Here is a 26,793-nt window from a genome sequence, read left to right on the forward strand (position 1 = left end):
TTTTCAGTTTCGAAGGCCCTGCTTTGGCCACCTTGTTCGTCCTCGCTACAGCGCGAAATCTTCAATGCAGGGCCAAGCGGGCCTTGACTTTACGGGCGGTCTAATTGGGCTAGCCATGAGTTCCGCACGCGAGGGAACCAAGTGCCGAGTTCGTGCGTTGAGCGGGGTTAAAGTGGATTTGCGGGGAGTTTCTTATGTCGGAGCAGATGGTCGCGGTCGGATCCGAGCGATACCCTTCGGGTCCGGGCGGCGTTCTTGTCGAAATGCTCCAGACGCTCCAGGCGGTGAAGGCAGGCGATTTCAGCGTTCGGATGCGTGGCGACTGGGACGGCCTCGCAGGCAAGATCGCCGACACGGTAAATGACATCGTTGCGACGAACCAGCGGATGGCCGATCAGCTGCAGCGGATCGGCCAGGTCGTCGGTAAGGACGGTCTGACGAACCAGCGTGTCACGCTGGGTCTCGCCCTTGGTGCCTGGGGCGAGATGGAGCAATCGGTCAATTCGCTGATCGATGATCTGCTGCAGCCGACCCGCGAAGTGACGCGGACGATCGAGGCCGTCGCACAAGGCAACCTCCTGCAGCCGATGCGGCTCGATGTCGATGGCCGGCCGCTCAAGGGCGAATTCCTTCGCTCGGCGACGATCGTCAATACGATGATCAAACAGCTTTCGGTTTTCACCTCGGAAGTGACGCGCGTGGCGCGCGAAGTGGGTGCGGAAGGCAAGCTCGGCGGTCAGGCGCAAATTCGCGAGGTCACCGGCGTTTGGAAAGACCTGACCGAGAGCGTCAACTCGATGGCGTCGAACCTGACGGCGCAGGTGCGAAACATCGCTGAAGTGACGATCGCCGTCGCCAATGGCGACTTGTCGAAGAAGATCACGGTCGACGTACGCGGCGAAATTCTGCAGCTCAAGGAAGCCATCAATACCATGGTGGAGCAGCTGCGCTCGTTCGCCGCCGAAGTGACGCGCGTGGCTCGTGAAGTCGGCACCGAAGGGCGTCTCGGCGGCCAGGCCGTGGTGCCGGGCGTCGGCGGGACGTGGAAGGACTTGACCGACAACGTCAACCTGCTGGCGGCAAACCTCACCACACAGGTGCGAAACATCGCCGAAGTCACGACGGCGGTTGCCCGCGGCGACCTTTCCCGCAAGATCACGGTCGACGTCAAAGGCGAAATTCTCGACCTCAAGACGACCATCAACACGATGGTCGATCAGCTCAACGCCTTTGCAGGCGAAGTGACGCGCGTCGCCCGCGAGGTCGGCACCGAGGGCAAACTCGGTGGTCAGGCGGCGGTGCCGGGTGTCGCCGGTACCTGGAAGGACCTCACCGACAACGTCAACTCGATGGCGTCGAACCTCACCGCTCAGGTGCGCAACATCGCCGAAGTCACGACCGCTGTGGCGAGCGGAGACCTGTCGAAGAAAATTACCGTCAACGTCTCGGGCGAAATCCTGCAGCTGAAAGAGACCATCAACACGATGGTCGATCAGCTCAATGCTTTCGCCGGCGAAGTGACGCGCGTCGCCCGCGAAGTCGGCACCGAAGGCAAGCTCGGCGGCCAGGCGCAAGTGTCGGGTGTCGCCGGTACCTGGAAGGATTTGACTGACAACGTCAACTCGATGGCGACCAACCTGACGACGCAGGTTCGCAACATCGCCGAGGTGTCCGGCGCGATCGCGCGCGGCGACCTTTCGAAAAAGATCGACGTCGACGTCAAAGGCGAAATTCTCGACCTCAAGACGACCATCAACACCATGGTCGATCAGCTCAATGCTTTTGCCGGCGAGGTGACGCGCGTCGCGCGCGAGGTCGGCACCGAGGGCAAGCTCGGCGGACAGGCGGCGGTGCCCGGGGTTGCCGGAACCTGGAAGGACTTGACCGACAACGTCAACTCGATGGCGTCGAACCTTACCGCCCAGGTGCGCAATATCGCCGAAGTCACGACCGCTGTGGCCAGCGGAGACCTGTCGCGCAAGATCACGGTCGATGTGAAGGGCGAGATTCTTGAACTCAAGAACACGATCAACACGATGGTCGATCAGCTCAACGCCTTCGCGTCCGAAGTGACGCGCGTCGCGCGCGAGGTCGGCACCGAGGGCAAGCTGGGCGGTCAGGCCGCCGTGCCGGGCGTCGCCGGTACGTGGAAGGACTTGACGGACAACGTCAACTTCATGGCGGGCAACTTGACTGCGCAGGTGCGCAACATCGCCGAAGTTGCAACGGCCATCGCCAGCGGTGACTTGTCGAAGAAGATCACTGTCGACGTGCGTGGCGAAATTCTGCTGCTGAAAGAAACGCTGAACACGATGGTCGAGCAGCTGCGTTCGTTCGCGGCCGAAGTGACGCGTGTTGCGCGCGAAGTCGGCACCGAAGGGCGCCTCGGTGGTCAAGCCGTGGTGCCGGGCGTCGGCGGGACGTGGAAGGACTTGACGGACAACGTCAACCTGCTGGCGGCCAACCTCACCACCCAGGTTCGAAACATCGCCGAAGTCACGACCGCGGTTGCCCGCGGCGACCTTTCACGAAAGATCACCGTCGACGTCAAAGGCGAAATTCTCGACCTCAAGACGACCATCAACACCATGGTCGATCAGCTCAACGCCTTCGCATCCGAAGTGACGCGCGTCGCACGCGAGGTCGGCACCGAGGGGAGGCTTGGCGGTCAGGCGGCGGTGCCAGGCGTCGCCGGTACGTGGAAGGATCTCACCGATACCGTCAACGTCATGGCGGCAAACCTGACCGAGCAGGTTCGCGGCATCGTCAAAGTCGTCACGGCCGTCGCCAACGGCGATCTCAAGCCGAAGCTGACGGTGAAGTCGAAAGGCGAAGTCGCGGCACTCGCCGAAACCATCAACGACATGACCGAAACGCTGGCGCTGTTCGCCGACCAGGTGACGACGGTGGCGCGCGAAGTCGGCGTGGAAGGCCGACTCGGCGGGCAAGCCAACGTGCCGGGCACCGCCGGCACGTGGAAAGACTTGACCGGCAACGTCAACCTGTTGGCTGCGAACCTCACGACACAGGTGCGCGCCATCGCGGAAGTGACGACGGCCGTCGCCCGTGGCGACCTCTCGCGCACTATTCAGGTCGAAGCCCGCGGCGAAGTCGCCGAACTCAAAGACTACATCAATACCATGATCGGCAACTTGCGCCTGACGACGCAGCTCAATACCGAACAGGACTGGCTGAAGACCAACCTGGCGCGGTTCACCAGCATGCTGCAGGGCCAGCGCGATGTGATAACGGTGTCGAAGAAGCTGCTGTCCGAACTCGTGCCTCTAATCGATGCGCACCAAGGTGTCATCTATCAGTACGACGCGCTGAGCGGCGAGCTGAAGCTTCTCGCAAGCTATGCCGATGACACGCGCGTCCCCCATCCGACCCGACTGCCATTGGGCTCCGGACTCATCGGGCAGTGTGCCTCGGAGAAGAAGCGCCGCGTTCTCACCGATATTCCGGAACCCGCTGGTCACATCGACGCCGTGGTATTCTCCGCGCCTCCACGCAGCGTGATCGTGCATCCGATCACGTTCGAAGATCATCTCAAAGCCGTGATTTCGCTAAGCTCGCTGCAGAACTTCGAACCGGCGCAGCTGACGTTCCTCGAACAGCTGTCGGTCAGCATCGGCGTCGTGCTCAACAGTATCGAAGCGACGATGCAGACCGAAAGCCTGCTGATGCAGTCGCAACAGCTCGCGGCCGAACTTCAGGATCAGCAGAAGGCGATGCAGAAGACCAACGAAGAGTTGGCACAAAAAGCCCAGCAGCTCGCCGAACGCAACGTCGAGGTCGAACGCAAGAACGAAGAAATCGATCAGGCACGGCGAGCCGTCGAGGAAAAGGCCACCGAGCTTGCGCTGACGTCGCGTTACAAATCCGAGTTCCTCGCGAACATGTCGCACGAGCTGCGGACGCCGCTCAACAGCATTCTTATTCTCGGCCAGCAGCTGAGCGATAATCCGGACAAGAACCTCACTGAAAAGCAGGTCGAATTCGCACGCACGATTCACGGCGCGGGGACGGACCTTCTGACGCTCATCAGCGATATTCTCGATCTTTCGAAGATCGAGTCCGGCACGGTTTCGGTCGACGCCGAGGAAGTGGCGTTCGGCAGCCTGATCGAGGCGGTTGCGCGTCCGTTCCGTCACGAAGCGGAGCGGCGCGGCCTCGATTTCCAAGTGACGTTCGACGCCGATCTCGGCAAGACGATCTTCACCGACTCAAAGCGTCTACAGCAGGTGCTGAAAAACCTGTTGTCGAACGCCTTCAAGTTCACGCGCGAGGGTCACGTCGGCCTGACGGTCAAGCCCGCGCGCGGTAAGTGGACTTCCGACCATCCGATCCTATCGGATGCGCCGACAGTTGTAGCGTTCGAGGTGCAGGATTCCGGTATCGGCATTCCGGCGGACAAGCAGAAGCTCATCTTCGAGGCCTTCCAGCAGGCAGACGCGAGCACGAGCCGCAAGTATGGCGGCACGGGCCTCGGCCTCGCCATCAGCCGTGAGCTTGCGCATCTTCTCGGTGGCGAAATTCAACTGACCAGCGAACCGGGCGTCGGCAGTGCTTTCACACTGTACTTGCCTTTGCGGTACGCGACGGCTGCCAACGACGCACGTCTGAGACCGGACTCCGCCGCGGCGCCCACCCCTGCCCTGCCCCACTCGGGTTTGTTGCCGCCTGCGATCGAAGACGATCGCGACGAGATCATCGCTGGAGACCAAGTGCTGCTGATCGTCGAGGACGATGCGAACTTTGCGCGCATTCTTCTCAACGCGGCGCACGAGACGGGCTTCAAGGGTATCGTGTGTCAGCGCGGCGTCGATGCGATGGTTCTGGCGACCGACTACAATCCGACCGCGATCTCTCTCGATATTCATTTACCGGACGTACTCGGCTGGTCGGTGCTCAGCCAATTGAAACACAATCCGCTCACTCGCCACATTCCGGTTCAGGTCGTCACGCTGGACGATGATCGTCACCATGGCTTGGCGCGAGGTGCCTTCTCATTCCTGACGAAGCCGCTGCAGGCGGAGGAACTCAATAGCGCCCTGCGGAAGATCGGCGCTTTCTCTGCTTCGGCGCGCAAGCGGCTTCTGATCGTCGAGGATGATCCCGTTGAACGCTTCAGCATCGCGGCGCTTCTCGAAGAGGGTGACGTCGAAATTCTTACAGCCGAAAACGGGAAATCGGCGATCGACATTCTCCAGCGCGAGAACATCGACTGCGTGGTGCTCGACCTCAAGCTTCCCGACATGTCGGGCTTCGAGATCCTAGAGCATATGAGCCGCCAGGACACGATGCGTGACATCCCTGTCATCGTGTTCACGGGCCGGGAGCTGTCGAACGACGAGAACCTGCAGATCCGGCAATATGCGCGGACCGTCGTCGTCAAGGGCGTCGAATCGCCGGAGCGCCTGCTGGACGAGACTGCGCTGTTCCTCCATCGCGTTGTCGCGGATCTGCCGGCGGCGAAACAGGAGCTGCTTTCGCGTCTGCACGACACCGACGATTACCTGGTCGGGCGCAAGGTGCTTCTCGTTGATGACGATGCACGAAACATTTTTGCATTGAGCAGCCTTCTCGAACGCCGCGGCATGGACGTGCTGACCGCTACGACGGGCCTCGAGGCCATAGAAACGCTGAACGGCAGTGACGTCTCGATTGTTTTGATGGACATCATGATGCCGGATATGGACGGCTATCAGACCATACATAAAATCAGGGCCAGCGAAAAAAACCAGCGCTTGCCGATCATCGCTCTAACCGCCAAGGCGATGAAGGGCGACCGGGAGAAATGCCTCGAAGCCGGCGCATCGGATTACTTGGCAAAGCCGGTCGATACCGAGCAACTTCTCTCCGCGCTGCGGATGTGGCTGCATCGTTGACGAGGAAAAGCATGCCTGCGCAAGACGCTGCGATCGAGCCTGTCAATATACTCCTGGTCGACGACCAGCCGGGGAAGCTGCTGACGTATGAAGCCATCCTGGATGGCCTCGACGCGACGCTGATCAAGGCGACAACGGCGGAAGAAGCGCTGACGGCTTTGCTCAAGAACGACATTGCCGTCATCCTGATGGATGTGTGCATGCCCGATCTCGACGGCTTCGAACTGGCATCCATGATCCGCGACCATCCGCGACACGAGAAGACCGCAGTGATCTTCATCTCCGCCGTCCGGCTTGAGACGGACGATCTTCTGAAGGGCTACCGGACCGGCGCGGTCGATTATGTCTCGGTGCCAGTCGTTCCGGAAATTCTCAAAGCCAAAGTGCAGATCTTCGTCGAGCTTTACCGGAAAAGCCGACAGCTCGATGCGCTGAACGCGGAGCTTGAAGAGCGCGTCAAGCAACGCGCCGAGCAACTCGAAGCCTCGCACGCCGCGCTACAGGAAAGCGCTGAGCGACTTCGCCTTGCCAGCGAGGCAGCCAAGCTCGCGACGTTCGAATACGATCCAAAGACGCAGATGCTGCAATGGTCCGCGAACATCTCGGACGTCCTTCATTGCAACGTCCCTGAGCGACAGAACTTTGAAGATTTCATGGAACTCGTCCATGTCGAAGACCGCGAGATGGTCAAGGAGTATGTCCGAACCGCCAACTATGCCGAAAGCACGGCCGAACTCGAATTTCGCGTCACGAGCGCGCGCGGCATTTCATGGATCCTGGCACGCGGCAGGGCGCTTCATGGCGTGGGGAACGATGCGGAGGCCGATGCCCCGCGCGTGCTCGGCACGATCCTCGACATCACCGAGCGCAAATCCGCAGAAAGTCATCAGCAGCTGCTGATGGCCGAACTCGATCACAGGGTCAAAAACATCCTGGCGAACGTGGCGGCGATCGCGCGGCTTTCAAGTACCAACGCGACTTCGGTGGCGTCGTTTGCGTCGGCTCTCGACGGTCGCATTCACGCGATGTCCTCCGCGCACGATTTGTTGCGGCAGAGCAGCTGGACGGGCGTGGACCTGCACGAACTCGTCGAAGGTGCGCTCGCGCCTTTCCGATCACGCGGAAACAACGACATTACTATCGACGGCGACCGCATCCGGCTAACTTCGAAGTTCGGACAATCGATGGCGCTGGTGCTGCATGAACTCGTCACCAATGCCGTGAAGCATGGCGCGCTTTCGGCTGCCGGAGGCAAGGTCAACGTCGCCTGGTCACGGATCGCGACGCCGGACGGCGACAAGATTGCGTTTTCATGGCAGGAGCGCAGTGGACCTCGTTGCCGCAAGCCGTCGCGCAACGGCTTCGGTCTGGCGGTGATCCGCAGCGCCGCGTCCGAATGCGGCGGCGCCGCGGAAATGGTGTTCGCGCCAGAGGGCTTTCAATTCGATTTTCAGGGCGAGCTGTCGTCGCGGACGCAGATGGTAGGCACCCGCCACATTGCGATCGTCCCGAAGGCGAGGCCTCCGTCGCCCGCAGCGAACGTTCCTGCTGCACCCGGCTGTCATATCCTGCTTGTCGAGGACGAAGCCCTGATCGCGATGCAGCTGAAGCTCGATCTGGAAAGCGAAGGTCATACCGTCGTCGGACCTTTCGCCCAGCTGGCGGACGGGCTACGTGCCGCGGCCGAGGCCAATTTCGACATCGCGCTGATCGACATCAACCTCGGCGCCGATAACAGTGCGCCGATCGCCGAAATTCTCGATCGCCGCATGATCCCTTTTGCATTTACCACAGGTTACAACGATCTCGTTTTCCTGCCTCCGCGGCTAAGAGATTATCCGCACCTGACAAAGCCCTACAATCCCGCGGACGTTAAAGACCTCATCAAGATGCTCGCCTATCGTGCAGGTGAGCGCGCAGGCAATGCATCCGATCAAGTTGCGTAGCCGGAGCCTCAGCGTCGTAAGCCGGCCATTTCGCCCATTTCGTGCGAATTCTGCCGGCTTCGGTGCGTCATTGTGCAGTGCGCGCAACCGATGCCGGATTTCTGAGTTTCCTCTTTTCGTAATGCCAGTCCCGCGGGGGAGTTGCTGATGGCCAATACCTATCGCTCGTCACTCGATGTCGCGGCAATCGGCAACGGCCGGGTCGCTGCCCTTATCGACAAAGGCGCGCGCATCGTCTGGTGGTGCTTTCCGCGTCTCGACGGCGATCCAATTTTTTGCCGGCTGCTCGCGGGCGACGAAGAGAAAGGGTTTTGCGACGTCGTGCTCGAAGGTCAGGTGTCCGCAACATCGAGCTACATTCGCAATACCTGCATTCTAGAGACGATCCTGACATCGAGCAGCGGCGCGGCGGTGAAAATCACCGATTTCGCGCCGAGATTCTGGCGTTTCGACCGCTCGTTCCATCCGACGCAGCTCTTCCGCCGCATCGAGCCGCTTCAGGGCTTGCCGCGGATTTCCGTGCGGGTCCGGCCAACGCACAGCTACGGGCAAGTGGCGCAAAGCACGTCGCATGGCTCGAACCATGTTCGCTACCAGTGCGGTTCGACCGCCGTGCGTGTCACGACGGACATTCCCATTTCCTACATCGTGCATGAAACGCCATTCGCACTGATGCACCCGGCGACCCTGGTGATCGGTTCGGATGAGCCCATCGACAGTTCTATGGATTCTTTGTCCCGCGAATTTCTCGAACGGACCCGCGACTTCTGGGTGGGATGGACGCGCGGGCTCGCCGTCAGCTACGAGTGGCAGCCGGAGATCATCCGGGCGGCGATCTCGCTCAAGCTTTGCACCTTCGAGGAGACTGGCGCGATCACGGCCGCTCTGACGACTTCGATCCCCGAGGCTCCGAACACGCCCCGCACCTGGGATTACCGGTTCTGCTGGCTGCGCGACGCATATTTCGTCATTCGCGCGCTGAACCGGTTGGGCGCGACACAATCGATGGAGCATTATCTCGAATACATCACGACCATCGTCGGCGACGGCAAAAGTCCGCTGAAGCCGGTTTACGGCATTGTACACAACGACACCTCGGTCGAGCAGATCGCTCCTAACCTGAAAGGGTTTCAGGGTATGGGGCCGGTCCGTCTCGGCAACCTCGCCTCGGATCAATTGCAGCACGACGCGTATGGTAGCGTCATTCTCGGCGCGACGCAGATGTTCATCGACCAGCGTTTGCCGCGGATGGGCGACGTCAGTCTGTTCCGGGAACTAGAGGCGCTCGGCGAGCAGGCCCGCCGTCTTTACCTCGAACCCGACGCCGGCATTTGGGAATATCGCGGCCGGACACGCATCCACACGCATTCGGCGACGATGTGCTGGGTGGCTTGTGACCGGCTGGCGCGGATCGCACACATCGTCGGCTTACCCGAGCGCGTCCACTACTGGAATGAAGCCGCCGAGAAAATTCGTGCTGAAATTCTTGCTCGTGCGTGGAGCGACAAGCGCGGGGCGTTCACGGGAGCGTTCGACAACCAGGAACTCGACGCCAGTGTATTGCTGCTGGCCGATCTCGGTTTCCTACCTGCCGACGATCCGCGCTTCGTCAAAACGACCGCCACGATCGGCCGCGAGCTGATGCGCAATGGGTTGATGCTGCGCTATGCAGCCGAGGATGATTTCGGCTTGCCGGAATCGGCGTTCCTGGCCTGCCAGTTCTGGTATATCGACGCGTTGACGTCGGTCGGGCGGGCGGATGAAGCGCGCGAGCTTTTCTGCGAGCTTCTGAACCATCGCAATTCGTTCGGCATGCTCAGCGAAGACCTGCATCCTTCGACCGGCGAACTCTGGGGAAATCTGCCACAAACCTATTCGATGGCGGGTTTGATCAATTCGGGCATGACCCTGTCGCGGAAGTGGGAGGACGCCTGGACCGGCTCGGCCGCGGCGCACCACGATATCAAAGGCAACAACGGACAAAGCCCGGCCGAGCGACGCTCGCTGTTACGGGAAGTGACAGGCGGCGCGGCGCGCGGACCCTTCGACGTCAGCGGATAGACGGGGCGCGACCGCGCGTGCGGCGCGTGGTTGCCTGCTTCAAGACTGCAACCAGGCGGCATTGGACGCCATCCTCGTTGAATTCCCTTTCGACCTGCGCCGTCGGAAATCCGCTGTCGATGAGCGTCGTTCCAAGGCCGCGCCGCTCGGGCGCCGTAACTGCCGGGCCTCCCCGCTCGCTCCACAGAAGCTCGAAGCGATTGTCGTCGTTATCGAGGCGCACCAGTGTCCAGGTGACGCTGACCGCACCGCGATCGTTCGACCATGCTCCATACTTGATTGCGTTCGTTCCAAGCTCGTGAAGCGTCAATGCGAGTGCGCTTGCGACGTCTCCCGGCACGATTGTGTCGGGTCCGCGCATCGCGAAGCGTGTCGAACCGGGCGGCACGAGAGGCTTCAAAGTTTCGGCGATCAATTCGCTCAACGACGCACCGATGAAGCTGCGGGTTGCGACCAAGTCCATGGCGTTGCCCATCGCCGAGAGACGGCCCGCGAGCACCTGAGCAAACTTGTCAACATCGCGTGTATATCGTGCCGACTGGCTGATGAGCCCGGCGATGACCGCAAACGTGTTCTTCAGTCGATGGCGCAGTTCGCCGTTCAACTGCTCAAGTTGCATCTCCCCGAGCGCGCTATCCTGCAGCAGAGCTTCGCTGCGCGAGCGCTCGTTGATCAGGCCTTCGACTTTCCGATTGAGCAGATGGACCACGGCGACAATCAGCAGCGAAAAGAACGTGAAGCTCGCGAGCGCAACGATCGTGTCGGTGCTTAACGGCAACCAGCCGGGTCCCGGAAAGAAGAAGTACCAGCTGAAGAGCAACGACGCGGCCGCCACTAACAACCCAGGCCCTGTGCCGGCGATCAGCGACGTCAGCAGCACAGCCACGAAGAAGGTCAGGAACGGGGTACCGTTTTCGAGCCATCGCGACAGCGCCAAGCGCGTCGACGCCGCCAACGCAAAAATTGCCACGGCAATAGGATAAGCATACTGCGGCTTGCGTCGCAGTCGCGGAAAAGCGCGTTCGATCAAATTGTCGACGACCTGAACCATTCGCCGCACGAACGGCCCGCGCCTCCATTTTGCATTCCAAGCGGAGGCGCTGCAGAAAGGCCTCGTGCCCCTAGTTCATCACGTGTTTCGTTAGCACATCTTGGCCTGTCAGGCGAGCCCTGAAGCCGTCCGATGCCGCGCTCGTGCGCGACAAATCATAGCTCTCAAAAGGTTTTTTTTGCCAAATTGTGGTGGCGCGCCGAAACGGCAGCGCGGGGCAGGGAACTCCATGCAATGTCGTGAGTTTTTCTCTCTGTGGTCATACGCACGGGGGGCTGGCGTTTACCAATAAAACGCGTCAGCGGAAGGAGGTCTCTTGACCAGACTTGTGATGGTCTCGAACCGGGTCATCGATTTCAACGCCGCGCAACAGGCAGGTGGGGTCGGTGTCGCGATTTACAACACCCTCGAACGGCATAGCGGTTTCTGGTTTGGCTGGGACGGGCGCAGCGACGAGACGGGTTCGCCCGAACCCAAAAGCGTGACCGTCGGCGGTCACACGACGGTAACGGAAGCTCTGACGGAAGCGGATTACAACGAATATTATCTCGGCTATTCCAATTCGGTTCTCTGGCCCGTCTTTCACAACCGGCTCGATCTCGCTCAATTCGAAGCCGGCTACTACGCGCGCTACGTCGAGGTAAACGCCAGGTTCGCACGGCATCTTGCGCCCCTCATTCAACCCGACGACGTCATCTGGGTGCACGATTATCATCTGGTGCCGATGGCGATGGAGCTTCGCAAGCTCGGGATCGACAATCCGATCGGGTTCTTCCTGCACATTCCCGTAGGACCGGCTCAGGCGCTGCTTGCAATTCCGGAAAACCAGCAGATCGCGCGCGCGCTCGGCGCCTACGATCTGATCGGGTTGCAGACCCAATCAGACGTCCGCAATCTCATCGATTTTCTGCAGCAGAGCGTTTATGGGCGGCTCCTGCCGTCGGGCCGGATCCGCGTCTTCGATTCCGAGCTTGAGATCGGTTGTTTTCCTGTCGGCATCGATCCCAACGATTTTGCCTTCGGCCCGGGTGAAGAAGAAGCGCTGGCTGCCAACGATCAAAGCGAAATCAATCGGATCATCGGCATCGACCGGCTGGATTACACCAAGGGCCTGCCGCAGAAATTCAAAGCCTACGGGAAATTTTTGGAAGAATTTCCCGAATATCGCAGGCGCATCGTGCTTTCCCAATTCGCGCCGCCGACGCGCGAGAGCGTTGAAGCCTATGCGGACATCAAGGCCGAGCTTGAATCCCTCGCTGGATCAATCAACGGCCGATACGGCGAACTCGACTGGGTGCCGATCAACTACATTCACCGCACGATTCCGCGCGGCGAGTTGCGCGATATCTATCGCACCTCGCGGATCGGACTGGTGACGCCGTTGCTCGATGGCATGAACCTCGTCGCAAAGGAATATATCGCGTCGCAAGATCCGAAAGACCCGGGCGTGCTGATCCTTTCAAAATTTGCGGGTTCGGCGGAGCAGCTGAGCGACACGCTCCTCGTCAATCCATATGATTTGAACGATATCGCGCAATGCCTTAAGCTTGCGCTCGACATGCCGCTCTCCGAGCGACGCTCGCGCTACGATGCCCTGATAAAAATCGTCCGCAAGCACGATGCCGATGCTTGGGGCCGCAGCTATTTTGCAGCGCTCGTCAAAGCGGGGCACCGTCGAGCCGGGCGGTCGTCGAAGCCATTGCCAGAAATGGGAAGGGCACTTGAACGATTACGTGATGCACCTAAAAAAAACACCACTGAACGCTCGCCGAGGGCAAACGTGGGGACATGATGACTGTTACCGCCGAGAAAATGAATTCAGCGCCGCCCGAAATTGCGAGAAGCCCCAATATTCTCTGCCTCGATATCGGTGGCACGCTTATCAAGGCTGCGACGGTGAATGAGGCTGGGTCGCTTGTTTCCGACTTCATAACAACACAGACACCGAAGCCATCGACGCCCGAGGTTATCAGCGACCTCATCGAGGCTGTGGTGAAAACGCTTCCGGCATTCGGGCGCGTTTCGGTCGGCTTCCCTGGCGTCGTGAGCCGGCATCATATCAAGACCGCTCCCAATCTCGGCACTCAGCATTGGAGCCAATTCGATCTCGAAAAAGATTTGAGCCGCCGTCTGAAAGCGCCTGTGCGCGTATTGAACGATGCGGTCGTTTACGGACTCGGAGTGGCGAAGGGGCCAGGACGCGAATGCGTGCTGACCTTCGGCACCGGCATGGGCTGCGCTCTCTTCATCAACGGATCGGCTTTCTTCGGGCTGGAGCTCGGGCAGCACAACGCAGTCGATGACTGCAATTACGACGGCTATATCGGGCAGGCTGCTTATCTCGAGCTAGGGCTCGAGGCCTGGAACGAGCGGGCCAAGAAGGTGTTGCGATCGGTGCAGGATCTGACGAATGTCGATCGCCTCTATATCGGTGGCGGCAATTCGCGGCGTTTGACGTTCGATCTGCCGCCCTGGGCGAGCGTGGTACCGCCCTCGGCCGGAATCTCCGGAGGCGCGAGACTTTGGCGGCCCGACATGGATCAGTGGTTTCGGCGGACGAGCGAGCTGATGGGAACCACCGCGGAGAAACGATGAACGTTCTCACCATTGGCGGCGCAATGGTTGATACGATCGTCACGATCGCGAGCGACAAGATCGAACAGATCAAGATGCGCAACGCCGAAAGCTCGTTCCTGCTTCTCGAAGAAGGTCAGAAGACGGAAGCCGAGCAGATTGCATCGAGCGGCGGCGGCGGCGCATTGAATTCAGCTGTCGCCGCGTCGCGACTCGGGCACGCAACATCGATCATTGCAAAGGTCGGCCGCGACGACAAAGCGGATGCTGTCCGATTGCTGCTGAACACGGAAGGAGTCGATGTTGCCTGGCTCGCGGTCGATGAAACGGAGCCTACCGGGGCGTCGGTGATCATTTCTTCGCATGATAGGAACGCCGCGGTGTTCACGTATCGCGGAGCGAACACGCGGCTGAAATCTGACGACTTGCCGCCCGAAGCGTTTTCCGGACGGCATCTCGTCTATATCGCCAACCTCAGCAACGAGTCTGCGGACTGTTATCCACTCGCTGTCGCGCGCGCGAAGGCGGCGGGCGCGCGGCTTGCCGTCAATCCGGGCATTCGGCAACTGACGGCGCGCTTCGACGATTTCTGGCGGAGTCTCGAGAGCATCGACATTCTCTGCGTCAACCGCGTCGAAGCGCAAACGCTGATGCCGCGGCTTTTGCAATCTTTCGGAGATGGCGGCGCGACCTTGAGCGGGCCCAAGGATGAGACGCTGCCGCCTCTCGCCAGGCGGGGGCTGCGCAGCGGTGGCTATGAAATGACGCTTATCAAGTTTCTCGGTGGGCTGGTCGCGCTCGGCGTCGACACCGCGGTTCTGACGGACGGCGCAAACGGCGCCTTCATCGCCAGAGGCAACGATCTGTATTACCGCGCGGCGCAGCACGTCGTCGCAGCAGCAACGACAGGCGCCGGCGACGCGTTCTCGACCACATTCGCCTGTTATCTTGCAGATACGGACGATGCGCCTCGCGCACTGGCGGCAGCATCGATCAACGCGGCCAATGTGGTGCAGCATATCGATACGCAGACGGGACTGTTGTCCCGCGCGGCTTTAGAACGAGAGTTGATGCGCGAAAACGAGGCGGCGTTTCTCAGCTTCTCGATCTAGGAAGGACTTCGCAATGGCGTATTCGCGGGCGGACGTACGAAAGACAGAAGCCAACATTTCTCCGCCGGCAGCGGCGGCCGGGTCGCGTAGTTCCGTCGAACGGCTGGTTCTCTCGGGTAAGCCCGTTGCGCTTTTTCTGGATATCGATGGAACGTTACTCGATGTCGCGCTGACGCCATCGACGGTCCGCGTGCCGTCGGTGCTGCCCGGGGTATTGCACGCATTGACCGCGCGCTTGTCAGGTTCTCTTGCGGTGATTACGGGACGACCGCTTGCCGAAGCCGACGAACTGCTTGCGCCTTTCCAATTTGCCGGCGCGGGCGTTCACGGCGGACAAATGCGTTTCTCGGCCGATGGCAAGATCGAAACGCTCACGCCGAGATTTGGTCCGCAACTGCGCGCCGATATCGAGCAGATCGTGCACGATCTGCCGGGCGTCGTGTTCGAAGACAAAGGCAGCGGCATCGCGCTTCATTACCGGCTGGCGCCTGAGCAGCAGAACGCTCTGATGATGAACATCGAGGCACTGCTTCCGAAATTTCCCAATCAGTTTCGCGTCTGCGGTGGCCGGAAAGTTGTCGAAATTCTACCGTTGGGATTTTCAAAAGGGCGCGCGCTGCGTCAGCTCGCAGCATTGCCGCAATTTGCCGGCCGGACGCCGGTGATGGTCGGTGACGATATTTCCGACCTCGATGCGTTCCAAGCCGCCGAGGAACTGCGCGGGTTTGGTCTCAAAGTCGCCGGCGAGAATTTTTCGGCGGACGAGGCCAGCTTTCAGGGGCCTGCGGACGTGCTCGGCTGGCTCCGGCGGCTTGCCGGAACCAGCGTGTAGCCACGCAGATGCGTGAGCAATTCAACTCGCTTCCGCGAGGGGGCGCTTCGTTTCGAGAAATTTGGCGAATTGCAACTTGAACAAGCGGCTGTAAGCGCCGCCCGCGGCAATCAGCTGTTCATGCGTGCCGCTCTCGATGACGCGGCCGGCCTCGATCACATGGATCAAGTCGGCATGCAGGATCGTCGAAAGACGATGGGCGATGACGAGTGTCGTCTTGCCTTCGGTCAGTCGGCGCAGCTCGCGCTGGATGATGTCTTCCGTTTCGCTGTCGAGGGCCGACGTCGGCTCGTCCAAAAGGATGATCGGCGCATTCTTCAGGAATGCGCGCGCCAGAGCGATGCGTTGACGCTGGCCGCCGGAAACCTGGGCGCCAAGCTCGCCGACCTGCGTCTCGTAACGGCGCGGAAGCGTCATGATGAATTCGTGTGCGCTCGCGGCCTTGGCGGCTGCGATACACATATCTTCGGATGCATCTTCCTGACCGGCGCGGATGTTGTCGATGATCGAGCCTTCGAAAAGGAAGGCATCCTGTCCGACGACGGAGATATTCCGGCGCAAGGATTTCAGTGAGACGTCGGCGATGGTTTGACCGTCGATGGCAATGGTTCCGTGATCGGGCTCCCGCAAGCGCTGGAGAAGTGCGAAAATAGTCGTCTTGCCGCCGCCGGAGTGGCCGACGAGAGCCGTCACCTTGCCCGGCGGAATTTCAAACGACATGCCTTCGATGACGGGTTTGTTTTTAATGTATCTGAAGGAAACGTCGCGAAGCAAGATACCGCCGCCGTGGACGTTCAGTTCGGGCTTTCCCGGCGGCTCATCTTCACGGGCGGGCGTATCGAGAAGCTCGTACATCATGCGAACACCGACCGAGGCGGTGGCGAGCTGAAGCTGTACGCGCGAGATGCGGCGTCCGGGATCGGCGCACATCAACAGCGCGGTAATGAAGGCGAAGAACTGTCCCGGGCTTTCACCATGATACAGGTTCCGCCAACCGGCATAGAAAATGACGGCGGCGACGGCGCAGCCCCCGATTGCCTCCATGAGCGGGTTCACGCCGGCCTGAATCTTCAGCATCTTATTGGACAAACGCTGCACCGCCTCGATCGCGCTAAACATCCGCGTCTGCAAGGCGTTCTCAAGCTGGAACGATTTAACGACCTGCACTCCCTGGCTGGTCTCGCGCGTGATACGGATGATGCCGCTCAGCGAATGCACTTCGCTTTTCGTCGCCTTCTTGATGCGCGCAACCATCTTGCGCGACGACAAAGCCGCGATCGGACCGCCGATGAGCGCGATGGCCGACAGGATCGGATCGAGCACGATCATCGTTCCGATCAGCCCGATGATCGTGAACAGGTCGCGGCCGAGGTTCAACGACACGAGATTGAGCATGTCCCGCACGGCATTCGCGTTATAGGACATGCGGGTGACGAGTTCGCTGGAGCTATAGGTCTGAAAGAAAGAAACATCGACCTTCAGCATGTGCTCGAAGATGCGCTTCTGCGTCTGCGCGACGAGACGGTTGCCGATATTGCCGATGATCACTTCCGAAAAATAGGCGGCAAATCCCTTGGCGACGAAAATAGCGATGATGAGAAACGTAATTCCGATGAGCGCCGCGCGATTTTGGTGAACGAAAATCGTATCGATCACATTCTTCAGGATGTACGCGCTCAGCGACGTGGTGCCCGCGACGAGCAACATGAAGAAAATGGCGAGCGCGTATTGAGGCGCGTAGCTCTTGCCGTTTTCGCGGAAAAGCCGCTTCAATAGATCGATTGTCGTGGTGGACGACGGCGTTTCCATCCGCTTTTTTTCCCCGCTTCGCGCGATCTGGCGGCTGTGCCTAGCCCCCGACGCTAAATACGTTGATTTGCGCCAACGCTAAAGTCAACGAACGCATTGTTTTGCGTGACAAAGCGGACGGAACTATGCCCGTTCGGCGTATATCTCGCCGGTCGGTGGCGCTTTGGGAAAAAGGCCGAATTCCGAGCCGATGGCCGCGGCGCCGCCCTGGCGCTCGGCCGTGCCGTGGGGCTGCGGATGTGGTGCTGGCGAGGCGGTCGACGCCACGCCGGAATTTCGGGCGCGCCACATATGCGCGACCTTCTCATGCCGGAACGAGGCTTGGATCCAAGAATATTTCAAACCTTTGAGCCCGCCGGTGAAGTGGCGGCGGACCACGTAGTATTTGAAGAGATTCATCGGCCGCTCAACCACAAGACGCGCCAGAAGCTTGGTCTGCGACGAACAGCGGGCATGCTTGGCGTAGAGCGCCATGCGCTCGGCGAGCTTTTGCTTCAGATCGTCATAAGATCGAAACGAATAGTGGTAGGCTGGTGCTTGCAAAGAGCCTATGGGAAAATTTCCCGTGACGACCGTATCGTGCACGCAGGAGTCACGAAATCGTACGGCGCGCTTATCGTACAATCGGACGTAGCGATGATCGCGGGCCCACAGTCGAGGCTGGTCCGCGCCTGGATAGACCAATTCCAGCGGCATGCAATATCCGACCTCGGCAGGACCGTCTCCGGCAAAGAGCGCGATGATCTCGTCCCGGAGTGCGGGCGTGACGACCTCGTCGGCGTCGAGATTCAAAACCCAGGAATTGCGGCATTGGTCTTCGGCGAAGCGCTTTTGCTGACCAAAGCCAAGCCAAGCCTGCGTGACGACGCGGCATCCCTCCGAAGCGGCGACGCGGACGGTGTCGTCCGTACTTTCGCTGTCGACCACCACGACCTCGTCGACCCAAGGCCTGACGGAACGGATCGTTCGGGCAATTCGATCGGCTTCATTCTTTGCAATGATGAAACACGATAGGGGCAATGCCGTCATTAAAAATGCCAACCCTTTGAAATCAGGTTCGGTGTAACGATACCTGACTGACCATTCTGGACGTTGCGGACTGTGCCTCGATTCGCTCCGTCACCGACACATGACATTTTGCTGTGTGCCGCACGCCGCCAGCACCTGCTTCATGATGCAGGAATGGAGCCTCGCGGTTAACTCTCGGGCACGACTTGTCCACTCGTTTTCCCCAAGCGATTCGCTGCCGACGCCCCGCAGCGGGCTTTGTAGTGAACGCTGTGCCCAAACAGACGCGCCCGGAGCGCGAGTTGCCCAAATTCATCTCACGCCAGCAGAATCGGTCGCATTGTGGCCCGCTTCGGCTTGTCTCAACCCTGTGAAGCCGTCACAGGAGCAAGTCATAAGTGCTCATCCGCGCGCAAAGGCGGAACGACAAACACAGATTGATGGATTGATGCATTGGTTCGCGTAACCCAACTCGATATTCAGGACATTTTGCTCGTCGCACCCAGCCGGTACCCCGACACAAGAGGCTATTTTACCGAGCTTTACAGCGCCAAGGCCTTAGAGGAGGCAGGCATTCGAGACGTGTTCGTCCAGGACAATCTGTCGTTGTCGACGAAGGTCGGCACCGTTCGAGGGCTTCATTTTCAGGCCCCACCTCATTCGCAGGCCAAACTTGTGCGGGTCAGCCGCGGCCGTGTCCTTGACGTTGCTCTGGACCTGCGGACTTCGTCGCCGAGCTACGGGCGGCACGTAGCGGTAGAACTCTCGGCCGATAACGGCCATCAAGTCTACATTCCGAGCGGGTTCGCGCACGGCTTCTGCACGCTGGAACCGGATACGGAGGTTGTCTACAAAGTATCGGACTATTACGCTCCCAGCGCCGAAGGGGGAATTTTGTGGTCGGACCCGGACTTGGACATTCGATGGCCCGTTCGGCGCGAGAATGCGACCGTATCCGATAAGGACGCCGTACTTCCATTGCTGAAGGATCTCGCGTCGGTTTTTTAGTTATTGTTGAGTTGTGTTTCAGGAGAACCGATGAGGGTCATCGTAACAGGCGGCGCAGGCTTTATCGGTTCCGCTCTCGTCAGATATCTCGTGGGGGAGCGCGGCTGGGATGTCTTGAACGTCGACAAGCTGACGTATGCCGCCAACCTCCAATCGCTGACATCGGTTCGCGACCGGACAAACTATCGTTTCGTGCAGGCCGATATTTGCGACGCTGCCGCCATCAATCGGATATTCGCTGACTTTCGACCAGATGGGATCATGCATCTGGCGGCAGAGAGCCACGTCGATCGATCGATCTCATCGTCGGCCGAATTCATCACGACCAACATACTCGGGACCCACGTTCTCCTGGAAGCCGCGCGCAAGTATTGGGGCGAGCTTGCGCCCGGACAACGAGAGGCGTTCCGATTTCTGCATGTCTCCACCGATGAAGTCTACGGCAGCCTCGACGACGGCGCCTTCTTCACCGAAAGTACGGCATACGATCCGAGATCGCCCTATTCGGCCAGCAAGGCCTCGTCCGATCATCTCGTCAGCGCCTGGCGCGAGACCTATGGCCTCCCGACGCTCATCACAAACTGCTCCAACAATTACGGGCCCTATCATTTTCCCGAAAAGCTCATTCCGCTCATCATTCTCAACGCGCTCGAAAAGAAGCCGCTGCCGGTTTATGGCGACGGCGGAAATGTCCGGGACTGGCTGTACGTCGAAGACCACGTGAAGGCATTGACGGCCGTTTTGGAACGCGGCCGAGTGGGCGAAACCTATAATGTCGGCGGCCGGGCACCGACGCGGAATTTGAGCGTCGTCGAATGCATTTGCGATCTCGTCGACGCCCATTCGCCCAGCGAAGAGCCGCGGCGCAAGCTCATCACGTTCGTGCCCGACAGGCCCGGTCATGACCGGCGATATGCGATCGATCCGACCAAGATCGAAACCGAACTCGGCTGGCGCGCCCAGCAGACATTCGACACCGGAATCGCAGCGACGGTGAAATGGTATTTCGATAACGCGTGGTGGTGGAAGCCCCTGCGGGACAACGTCTATTCGGGAGCGCGGCTCGGATTGCTCGAGAACCCGGCGCCCGCGCCTCGTTCGCTCGTGGAGAACCCGGTTTGACGTCCGGCAGTCAATTCGTCCTCGTTATCGGCAGAAATGGCCAGGTCAGCCGTTCGCTTGACGAAGTGCTGACGGCCGCCGGTCATGCCGTGACGGTCATCGGCCGGCCGGAGATTGATCTTTGCGATCAGCCAAAGCTCGCTCGCGCAATCATCGCTGCCCGGCCGAGCATCGTCATCAACGCGGCTGCTTATACTGCCGTCGACCGCGCCGAGGACGAACCGGAGATCGCAGCCGCCGTCAACGCGGCTGGCGCAGAGACGGTCGCCAGGGCTGCAGCCGAGGCCGGCGCTGCGATCATCCATTTTTCGACCGATTACGTTTTCGACGGCGAGAAACATTTCCCTTACGTTGAAACCGACCCCGTAAGCCCGACAGGCGCTTACGGGCGCAGCAAGCTCGACGGCGAGAAGCTGGTCGCCGCCGCAAACCCCAAGCACATCATTCTGCGCACCGCTTGGCTTTTCAGTCCGTTCGGCTCGAACTTCGCGAAAACGATGCTGCGGCTCAATCAGGAGCGGCCGGAAATCCGCGTCGTCGATGATCAACGCGGCAATCCCACTTATGCACCCGACCTTGCCGACGGCGTTCGCCGCATCATAGATCGGCTGAGCGCTTCACCTTCGCTGCCGGGGGGCTTCGGCGTTTTCCACGCCGTCAACGCCGGCGAAACGTCATGGTGTGGTTTCGCGCAAGCCATTGTCGACGGCGCAGGCCGGCGGGGGGCGCCGCATGCGGCCGTGCGGCCGATCACGACGAGAGATTATCCGACCAAAGCGCGGCGGCCTGCATATTCCGTGCTCTCGACCGACAAGCTGGCGCAGATCTATGGCGTCCGGCTCAGGCCTTGGCGGGAGGCGCTATCGGATGGCCTCGATCGGCTGGTGGGGCCTCCGCTCAACAGTGAAGTATCGCAACGTTTGCAAAAGGATCTCGGGCAATCGGCATGAGCGCGCTCAAAGGTATCATTCTCGCCGGCGGCAGCGGGACGCGTCTTTATCCGCTGACGTTCGCGATTTCGAAGCAGCTGCTGCCGATCTACGACAAGCCGATGATCTATTATCCGCTGTCGACGCTGATGCTCGCGGGCATCCGCGACATCCTGATCATCACGACGCCGCACGATCAGCCGCTGTTCAAAAATCTTCTGGGAACGGGAGAGCAATTCGGCATCCGGCTGAGCTATGCGGTGCAGCCGAAGCCCGAAGGTCTTGCGCAGGCATTCATCATCGGGCGGGATTTTATCGGCGATGACCGCTGCGCGCTTGTGCTCGGCGATAACATCTTCTACGGGCACGGCCTCGTCGACATGCTGCACAGCGCGGCTTCGCGGGAAAATGGCGCGACGATCTTCGCCTACGAAGTGGCGGATCCGGAGCGCTATGGGGTGGTGACGTTCGACGCGTCCGGCAAAGCACTCTCAATTGTCGAGAAACCGACGGCTCCGAAGTCGCGATGGGCAGTCACCGGTATCTATTTCTACGATCACAGGGTGGTCGAATTGGCGTCCAAGGTGACGCCGTCGGCGCGGGGCGAATTGGAGATCACGACCTTAAACGAGATGTATCTTTCTCTCGGCGCGATGCATGTCGAAAAGATGGGCCGCGGCTTTGCGTGGCTCGATACCGGCACATTCGAGAGCCTGATCGACGCCGGCGACTACATCGCAACGATCGAGCGGCGGCAGGGGCTCAAGATTGCGTGTCCGGAAGAAATTGCGTTCCGCATGGGCTTCGCGTCGGCTTCGCAGCTCAAGGCATCGATCAAACGGCTGGGAAAAAGTCCGTACGCCGATTACATCCGGCGCATCATCGACAGCGACTGACGGTGCTCACGATCGTAGAGCGGGAATGAACGTCCCAGAGCCGGAAGATGCGTAAAAAGAAAATGCCAGCAGCGAGACTGCTGGCAAATTTGCTTTCAGGCGATTTTTAGCGCCCGGCGTTACACGCTGCGAAGATTTCTCAGACGGCCATGCCGTCCGGCGCGCTCGCAAACGTATTGCGTGACGACGAGTTCCTGCGGCGCAGACCAGAGAAACCGAGGAGCCCGAGGCCTGAAGCGAAAAGGATCAACGCAGGTGGGATCGGGGTTGTCGCTACGAGATTTGCAAACTCGAAGGCCGGAGTTCCGCCGGAAGAAAAGCCAACGGACTTGAACGATTCGCTCAGCAGGAACGTCACAAGATCGAAGCCTCCCTGAGTGGCACTGATGCTACCACCGGTGATGCTGGAACCGGGCGAATAAGAAGCGAGAAGGCCGACACCATCCTCATCTGAATAGAAGTTCAAAACATTGTATGTATCCGGGGAGCCCCACAGCAAGCTAAGGGAATTTCCCTCAAGATTGAAGATTGCTTGACCGGTGGTAACGTAAAAATATTCGGCAGAAGGCGTGCCGGTATTTTCCCACGGTGAACGATACTGGTTGGTGACCGAATTCGTTTGAACCCCCCCAGTAAAAGTTCCTGTCGCAGTATCAGTAAATGGATCTGGGGTCGGCGCAGTTGTCGTATCCTGCGACACGATCGTCAAAGTGGCCGCTTGCGTCGGCGCCGACATCGTGATCGCAAGTAGCCCAGCCGCTGCGACCAAACTCCAAGAAAATTTGCTTACCATTTGAGCACCCCGCCCTACAAAACCCAAAACCAAGTCGTCAGTATGCCGATTATGCTTAATTGCCTCCGGGAGGGGTCGCAACCTATCGAGAGTTTGCGGAGATCACATATGCCGTTCGAGTTGCGGCTCGGACACAAGTCTTTTGTGGTAGTCCGGCGATCCGATCGTCACGATAATTTCAAAGCGCTACTCGCCAATTCTTCCGAATATGCCGAAAAAGATAATGAGTTTCCGCGCCTTGGGAATCGAACAGTAAGAGCGATTTCTTCACCCGATCAACAGCTCAGTACCACATTTCGCTTATACTATTTTTTTGCTGGCGCCTTCGAAGCAGACCGAGTTCAGACGATGCTCTGTGGACAAAAAAAATGGACGCGATGAGGTTCGCGTCCAGCGAAGTGAGTGCTTTATTTTCGGCTCATGCGGGCCGCTACGCTATGCTGGCAGCGCGTTCAAATGGTTATCAGCCGTGGCCGAACGCCAGCGGAGATCTCCAGCTCCTCGACGATTGTTTTCGTCCGCCCAGCCAGCCCAACAGCGCTAAAGCGACCGCAAAGAGCGGAAGCGCAGGCGGCACGGGTGTCGCGCTGATGTTCACATTGTCGAGTGCAGGACCCCACGCGTCGCTGGTGAGGCTGCTGAAGGTCAAAAGCTGGCTGGTATTCGAGGCCGTGAAAATGAAGGACTCGAGAATCCAGCCCATTGCCGATTTGGTCGTAATGGCCGTATTGATGAACGTATAATCTTGGGTAATGCCGTCGAGAGCGAGCTGCAGGATCTTTTTGCCCGACAGATCCGGATTTCCGGCCAAGTCGAATGTGATCGTATACTGCTGTCCGATGGTCAGGCCGGTGATCGTCTGCTGCACACCGCCGGGAGCATTGCCATCGAGATCAAGGCTGCGACTGCCGTCGGATGCCGTCCAATATGTGCCGATATAATCAACACTGCCTGGATCGGTGTCGTTTGCTGTGACGACCGTCCAACCCGTAATGTCCGTGCTACCCGCGAACAGTGTTGTGAAACTTCCCGGATCAATGCTGCCTTCTTCAAAGCTTCCGTTGACGATCGTCGCTGTCGCTGCATGCGCAGCGCAAACAGGCGTCGCCAGCATACCAATGGCCATTACGGCGAACTTTGCAAATCTCATGGAAAACCCCACCAGTAATCCTCAATATAAGAAGTACCTTCATAGCGATTCTGGCCGTGTACGCCATATCGGCTGGCGTTTGCGATCCGATTATTCAAAAGCGTGGCACGTGCGCAACGTTCAGCTAATCGCGAACGCGCGCGGTTGCTCGCGTTGCTCTCTTTCGAATACTGTTCATGCAAATTCCTTGCGCCTCGTGTCGGACGCAAATTTCTTCTAAAAACAAACCACTGGCTTCGTGAGCCATTTGAGGCGACAGTGACTTTGCGTATGGCGGCAACGGCGCTTCTTGATTTCTGTCCGCGCGGACCAGTTTTGAATGATCGCCATTTGCGACCTGTCCTTGCAGCATCCTTTGGCCTGCTCCCGGCGCCGGCGGAAGATGTCCGTAGAGCATTGAGATGACGGCAAACGCCTTCGCCTATTTCGCTTTGGCGGCGTGGCCCTTCGTTGGGCTTTGGTTATTCAGCCGCCTGCCACTGACGCAGGCAATTCTGTGGACCATTCTTGGCGGCTATCTTCTTCTGCCTGTCGGCGTATCGCTCAAGATCGAGGGCGTGCCTGCATTCGATAAAGAAAGCATTCCGAACCTCACTGCACTCCTTGGCTCAATCCTGGTCACACGAAGACTGCCTCGATTTCGGACCGGTTATCTGATCGCGGATCTCGCGCTCCTCGCGTTTTTGGTGGGGCCGTTCATCACGTCGGAACTGAATGGAGATATGATCGTCGTCGGGAAAACGTTTCTTCCCGGCGTCGGTCACTATGATGCGCTGTCGGCAGCGGTCGGCCAATTCCTGTTCATCATTCCATTTTTTCTCGGCCTTCAATTTCTCCGTTCGGCTCGTGATACGCGGGAGATTTTGCGTGTCCTGGTTATTGGGGGGCTGTTCTATTCGATACCGATGCTGTTCGAAATCCGAATGAGTCCGCAGCTTCAAGGGTGGATTTATGGAACATCGGGAAGTGGCTTCTTGCAGCAAATTCGCGAAGGCGGCTTCCGGCCCGTTGTCTTTCTCGGACATGGCCTGCTGGTGGCCTTCTTTGCGATGACCGCTTTCGTGGCGTCGGTCGTTTTCCTACGGACGCGCGAGCGGGCGTTGTGGCTGCTGCCTGCCGGAGTCACCGCGAGCTACCTCGGGGTGTTGCTGATCCTTTGCAAAACGTTGGGGGCTCTGATCTTTGCGACGGCGCTGGCGCCAGCGGTGTTCTTTTTGAAGCCAAGAGTTCAAATTCTCATCGCGACCGTATTTGCGGCGATTGCGCTTCTCTATCCGACGCTGCGCGCCGCCGACATGGTGCCAACCAATGAGATGGTGGATTTGGCAAATTCCTACAGTCCCGAGCGCGCCGAGTCGCTAGGATTTCGTTTCAATCAGGAGCAACAGCTTCTCGTTCGCGCGCGCGAGCGGTTTTTCTTTGGCTGGGGCCGCTTCGGGCGCAATCGCATCTACGATGAATATTCGGGAAAGGATTTGAGTGTTACCGATGGCCGTTGGATTATCACGATGGGGCAGTTTGGCTTCATCGGGTTTTTGGCGGAGTTCGGCCTGCTCGCTTACCCGATTTTTCGGGCGCTCTCGACGCTGCGATTTGCAGAAATCCCGAACGGCCGATTATATCTCGCGGCCATCGCCCTCATATTGGCCGCAAATATCCTCGATCTGATACCCAATTCATCCATTCGGCCTTGGACTTGGCTCTTGGCGGGAACTTTGCTTGGGAGGGGTGAAGTGCTCAATCTCACAAAGAGGCAGCAGGCTACCATTCACGTCAATTCGTGGTGAGAGTGCAAATCCTTTGGCGGCGGTCGCATTGGTCGTGGTCAATCGTCCTGTAGGTTTGCCGTCACGATCACTGGCATAAATGATGGTTTTATGGCAATCCGCCGAGAGGGTTAGAAGATAATGAAACTGAGATACCTGCGCCATCGGCTGTTCTATCGCGTCATGACACCTTTTTCAGAAAGGCGTAGGCGCGCACGAATGAGCCAATTCATTGAGAAAATGGCCGTAAAAGACGGCATGACCATACTCGATCTTGGAGGACAGCCTGCGATTTGGAATTCAGTTCCACAAAAATTAAATATTACAATTTTGAATCTTCCCGGAATAGCAAAAACTGCGGAGCGGACACATCACAACATTAAATACATCGAGGGTGACGCGTGCAATGTAACCAATCTCGACAACCAATTATTTGATATTGTTTTCTCAAACAGCGTCATCGAGCATGTCGGCGATGCCGAAAAAAGAGCTGCATTTGCTCGCGAGGTAAAAAGATTCGGCAACGCGTATTGGATTCAAACTCCGTCGAAATATTTTCCGATCGAAGCCCACAACGGCATGCCCTTTTGGTGGTTTTATCCGTTGCCGCTACGTAACTACTTCCTACAGCGCTGGCAAAGAAAATTGCCTGCTTGGACGGAGATGGTTGCCACAACCCATATTATATTAAAAGACGAACTCGTGACGTTGTTTCCTGAAGCAGAAATTTACGTCGAGCGTTTCTTTGGCTTGCCCAAATCTTATATTGCAGCAATCGACGCGGGCAGCTCGATGGTGCCGAAGGCCCATATTTAGCGTCGCAGAAAAGCAATTCTTCTCGTTAT

General features: G+C 59.0%; 18 protein-coding genes. 13 read left to right on the forward strand and 5 right to left on the reverse strand.

What is annotated here, in order from left to right:
• Positions 1 to 206 precede the first annotated feature (206 nt).
• The 3 genes from QM780_RS07535 to QM780_RS07545 all read left to right on the forward strand — a co-directional run bounded on the left by QM780_RS07535 (position 207) and on the right by QM780_RS07545 (position 9,898).
• Positions 207 to 5,891 carry a HAMP domain-containing protein gene (locus tag QM780_RS07535; RefSeq protein WP_415071985.1) on the forward strand — a complete coding sequence of 1,895 codons (5,685 nt, stop codon included), beginning with the start codon at positions 207 to 209 and terminating at the stop codon, positions 5,889 to 5,891.
• An 11-nt stretch (positions 5,892 to 5,902) separates the two neighbouring features.
• Complete coding sequence (locus QM780_RS07540; RefSeq protein ID WP_415069853.1) at positions 5,903 to 7,837, forward strand: response regulator; 1,935 nt, start codon at positions 5,903 to 5,905, stop codon at positions 7,835 to 7,837.
• A gap of 147 nt (positions 7,838 to 7,984) precedes the next feature.
• The gene (locus tag QM780_RS07545) at positions 7,985 to 9,898 is read left to right on the forward strand and encodes a glycoside hydrolase family 15 protein (protein ID WP_415069854.1); all 1,914 of its coding nucleotides are present in this window, start codon (positions 7,985 to 7,987) and stop codon (positions 9,896 to 9,898) included.
• Here QM780_RS07545 and QM780_RS07550 read toward each other — a convergent pair.
• The gene (locus QM780_RS07550; protein ID WP_415069855.1) at positions 9,888 to 10,949 is read right to left on the reverse strand and encodes an HWE histidine kinase domain-containing protein; all 1,062 of its coding nucleotides are present in this window, start codon (positions 10,947 to 10,949) and stop codon (positions 9,888 to 9,890) included. The two genes, QM780_RS07545 and QM780_RS07550, sit on opposite strands and share 11 nt — an antisense overlap.
• Before the next feature lie 316 nt (positions 10,950 to 11,265).
• On the opposite strand from QM780_RS07550, the gene QM780_RS07555 reads away from it, so the two are divergent.
• Genes QM780_RS07555 through otsB form a run of 4 tightly spaced genes read left to right on the forward strand, consistent with a single transcriptional unit; the run spans position 11,266 to position 15,467 of the window.
• Positions 11,266 to 12,741 (forward strand): alpha,alpha-trehalose-phosphate synthase (UDP-forming), encoded by a 1,476-nt coding sequence (locus tag QM780_RS07555; protein WP_415069856.1) that lies wholly within the window; start codon positions 11,266 to 11,268, stop codon positions 12,739 to 12,741.
• The gene (locus QM780_RS07560; protein WP_415069857.1) at positions 12,738 to 13,544 is read left to right on the forward strand and encodes an ROK family protein; all 807 of its coding nucleotides are present in this window, start codon (positions 12,738 to 12,740) and stop codon (positions 13,542 to 13,544) included. Before QM780_RS07555 ends, QM780_RS07560 begins: the two co-directional genes overlap by 4 nt.
• Positions 13,541 to 14,635: a carbohydrate kinase family protein gene (locus QM780_RS07565; protein ID WP_415069858.1), complete on the forward strand. Its 1,095-nt coding sequence runs from the start codon at positions 13,541 to 13,543 to the stop codon at positions 14,633 to 14,635. The genes QM780_RS07560 and QM780_RS07565 overlap by 4 nt, the downstream gene beginning before the upstream one ends.
• A gap of 13 nt (positions 14,636 to 14,648) precedes the next feature.
• Positions 14,649 to 15,467, forward strand: coding sequence for a trehalose-phosphatase (gene otsB, locus QM780_RS07570; RefSeq protein WP_415069859.1), 819 nt, complete (start codon positions 14,649 to 14,651; stop codon positions 15,465 to 15,467).
• A gap of 21 nt (positions 15,468 to 15,488) precedes the next feature.
• Here otsB and QM780_RS07575 read toward each other — a convergent pair whose 3' ends face one another.
• Together QM780_RS07575 and QM780_RS07580 are read right to left on the reverse strand one after the other, a co-directional pair.
• Positions 15,489 to 17,276, reverse strand: coding sequence for an ABC transporter ATP-binding protein (locus QM780_RS07575; RefSeq protein WP_415069860.1), 1,788 nt, complete (start codon positions 17,274 to 17,276; stop codon positions 15,489 to 15,491).
• A gap of 123 nt (positions 17,277 to 17,399) precedes the next feature.
• Entirely contained in the window at positions 17,400 to 18,305 is a 906-nt protein-coding gene (locus QM780_RS07580; protein ID WP_415069862.1) for a glycosyltransferase family 2 protein, read from the reverse strand.
• Between the two features lie 432 nt (positions 18,306 to 18,737).
• On the opposite strand from QM780_RS07580, the gene rfbC reads away from it, so the two are divergent.
• The 4 genes from rfbC to rfbA are packed head-to-tail and all read left to right on the forward strand — an operon-like array spanning position 18,738 to position 22,239.
• On the forward strand, positions 18,738 to 19,292 hold the full coding sequence (rfbC, locus tag QM780_RS07585; protein WP_415069864.1) for a dTDP-4-dehydrorhamnose 3,5-epimerase: 555 nt from the start codon (positions 18,738 to 18,740) through the stop codon (positions 19,290 to 19,292).
• Positions 19,293 to 19,322: 30 nt separating this feature from the next.
• The gene (rfbB, locus tag QM780_RS07590; RefSeq protein WP_415069865.1) at positions 19,323 to 20,414 is read left to right on the forward strand and encodes a dTDP-glucose 4,6-dehydratase; all 1,092 of its coding nucleotides are present in this window, start codon (positions 19,323 to 19,325) and stop codon (positions 20,412 to 20,414) included.
• Positions 20,411 to 21,364, forward strand: coding sequence for a dTDP-4-dehydrorhamnose reductase (rfbD, locus tag QM780_RS07595; protein ID WP_415069866.1), 954 nt, complete (start codon positions 20,411 to 20,413; stop codon positions 21,362 to 21,364). The genes rfbB and rfbD overlap by 4 nt, the downstream gene beginning before the upstream one ends.
• Positions 21,361 to 22,239: a glucose-1-phosphate thymidylyltransferase RfbA gene (gene rfbA, locus QM780_RS07600; RefSeq protein WP_415069867.1), complete on the forward strand. Its 879-nt coding sequence runs from the start codon at positions 21,361 to 21,363 to the stop codon at positions 22,237 to 22,239. The genes rfbD and rfbA overlap by 4 nt, the downstream gene beginning before the upstream one ends.
• A gap of 139 nt (positions 22,240 to 22,378) precedes the next feature.
• On the opposite strand, the gene QM780_RS07605 is transcribed toward rfbA, so the two are convergent.
• Together QM780_RS07605 and QM780_RS07610 are read right to left on the reverse strand one after the other, a co-directional pair.
• The gene (locus QM780_RS07605) at positions 22,379 to 23,032 is read right to left on the reverse strand and encodes a hypothetical protein (protein ID WP_415069868.1); all 654 of its coding nucleotides are present in this window, start codon (positions 23,030 to 23,032) and stop codon (positions 22,379 to 22,381) included.
• A gap of 463 nt (positions 23,033 to 23,495) precedes the next feature.
• On the reverse strand, positions 23,496 to 24,182 hold the full coding sequence (locus QM780_RS07610; RefSeq protein WP_415069869.1) for a choice-of-anchor C family protein: 687 nt from the start codon (positions 24,180 to 24,182) through the stop codon (positions 23,496 to 23,498).
• Positions 24,183 to 24,583: 401 nt separating this feature from the next.
• On the opposite strand from QM780_RS07610, the gene QM780_RS07615 reads away from it, so the two are divergent.
• Both QM780_RS07615 and QM780_RS07620 read left to right on the forward strand, forming a co-directional pair.
• Positions 24,584 to 25,969, forward strand: coding sequence for a hypothetical protein (locus tag QM780_RS07615; RefSeq protein ID WP_415069870.1), 1,386 nt, complete (start codon positions 24,584 to 24,586; stop codon positions 25,967 to 25,969).
• 198 nt (positions 25,970 to 26,167) lie between these two features.
• Positions 26,168 to 26,764 (forward strand): class I SAM-dependent methyltransferase, encoded by a 597-nt coding sequence (locus tag QM780_RS07620; RefSeq protein WP_415069871.1) that lies wholly within the window; start codon positions 26,168 to 26,170, stop codon positions 26,762 to 26,764.
• Positions 26,765 to 26,793 lie beyond the last annotated feature (29 nt).

The organism is Hyphomicrobium sp. (genome assembly GCF_047600905.1).
Lineage (GTDB): Bacteria > Pseudomonadota > Alphaproteobacteria > Rhizobiales > Hyphomicrobiaceae > Hyphomicrobium_B.

Coding starts and splice junctions, on each gene's coding strand:
- QM780_RS07605 (WP_415069868.1), bottom strand. CDS start 23,032: ATGGTAAGCAAATTTTCTTGGAGTTTGGTCGCAGCGGCTGGGCTACTT.
- QM780_RS07565 (WP_415069858.1), top strand. CDS start 13,541: ATGAACGTTCTCACCATTGGCGGCGCAATGGTTGATACGATCGTCACG.
- rfbA (WP_415069867.1), top strand. CDS start 21,361: ATGAGCGCGCTCAAAGGTATCATTCTCGCCGGCGGCAGCGGGACGCGT.
- QM780_RS07620 (WP_415069871.1), top strand. CDS start 26,168: ATGAGCCAATTCATTGAGAAAATGGCCGTAAAAGACGGCATGACCATA.
- rfbB (WP_415069865.1), top strand. CDS start 19,323: ATGAGGGTCATCGTAACAGGCGGCGCAGGCTTTATCGGTTCCGCTCTC.
- QM780_RS07580 (WP_415069862.1), bottom strand. CDS start 18,305: ATGACGGCATTGCCCCTATCGTGTTTCATCATTGCAAAGAATGAAGCC.
- QM780_RS07575 (WP_415069860.1), bottom strand. CDS start 17,276: ATGGAAACGCCGTCGTCCACCACGACAATCGATCTATTGAAGCGGCTT.
- QM780_RS07535 (WP_415071985.1), top strand. CDS start 207: ATGGTCGCGGTCGGATCCGAGCGATACCCTTCGGGTCCGGGCGGCGTT.
- QM780_RS07615 (WP_415069870.1), top strand. CDS start 24,584: ATGACGGCAAACGCCTTCGCCTATTTCGCTTTGGCGGCGTGGCCCTTC.
- QM780_RS07550 (WP_415069855.1), bottom strand. CDS start 10,949: ATGGTTCAGGTCGTCGACAATTTGATCGAACGCGCTTTTCCGCGACTG.
- QM780_RS07560 (WP_415069857.1), top strand. CDS start 12,738: ATGATGACTGTTACCGCCGAGAAAATGAATTCAGCGCCGCCCGAAATT.
- otsB (WP_415069859.1), top strand. CDS start 14,649: ATGGCGTATTCGCGGGCGGACGTACGAAAGACAGAAGCCAACATTTCT.
- QM780_RS07610 (WP_415069869.1), bottom strand. CDS start 24,182: ATGAGATTTGCAAAGTTCGCCGTAATGGCCATTGGTATGCTGGCGACG.
- QM780_RS07540 (WP_415069853.1), top strand. CDS start 5,903: ATGCCTGCGCAAGACGCTGCGATCGAGCCTGTCAATATACTCCTGGTC.
- QM780_RS07545 (WP_415069854.1), top strand. CDS start 7,985: ATGGCCAATACCTATCGCTCGTCACTCGATGTCGCGGCAATCGGCAAC.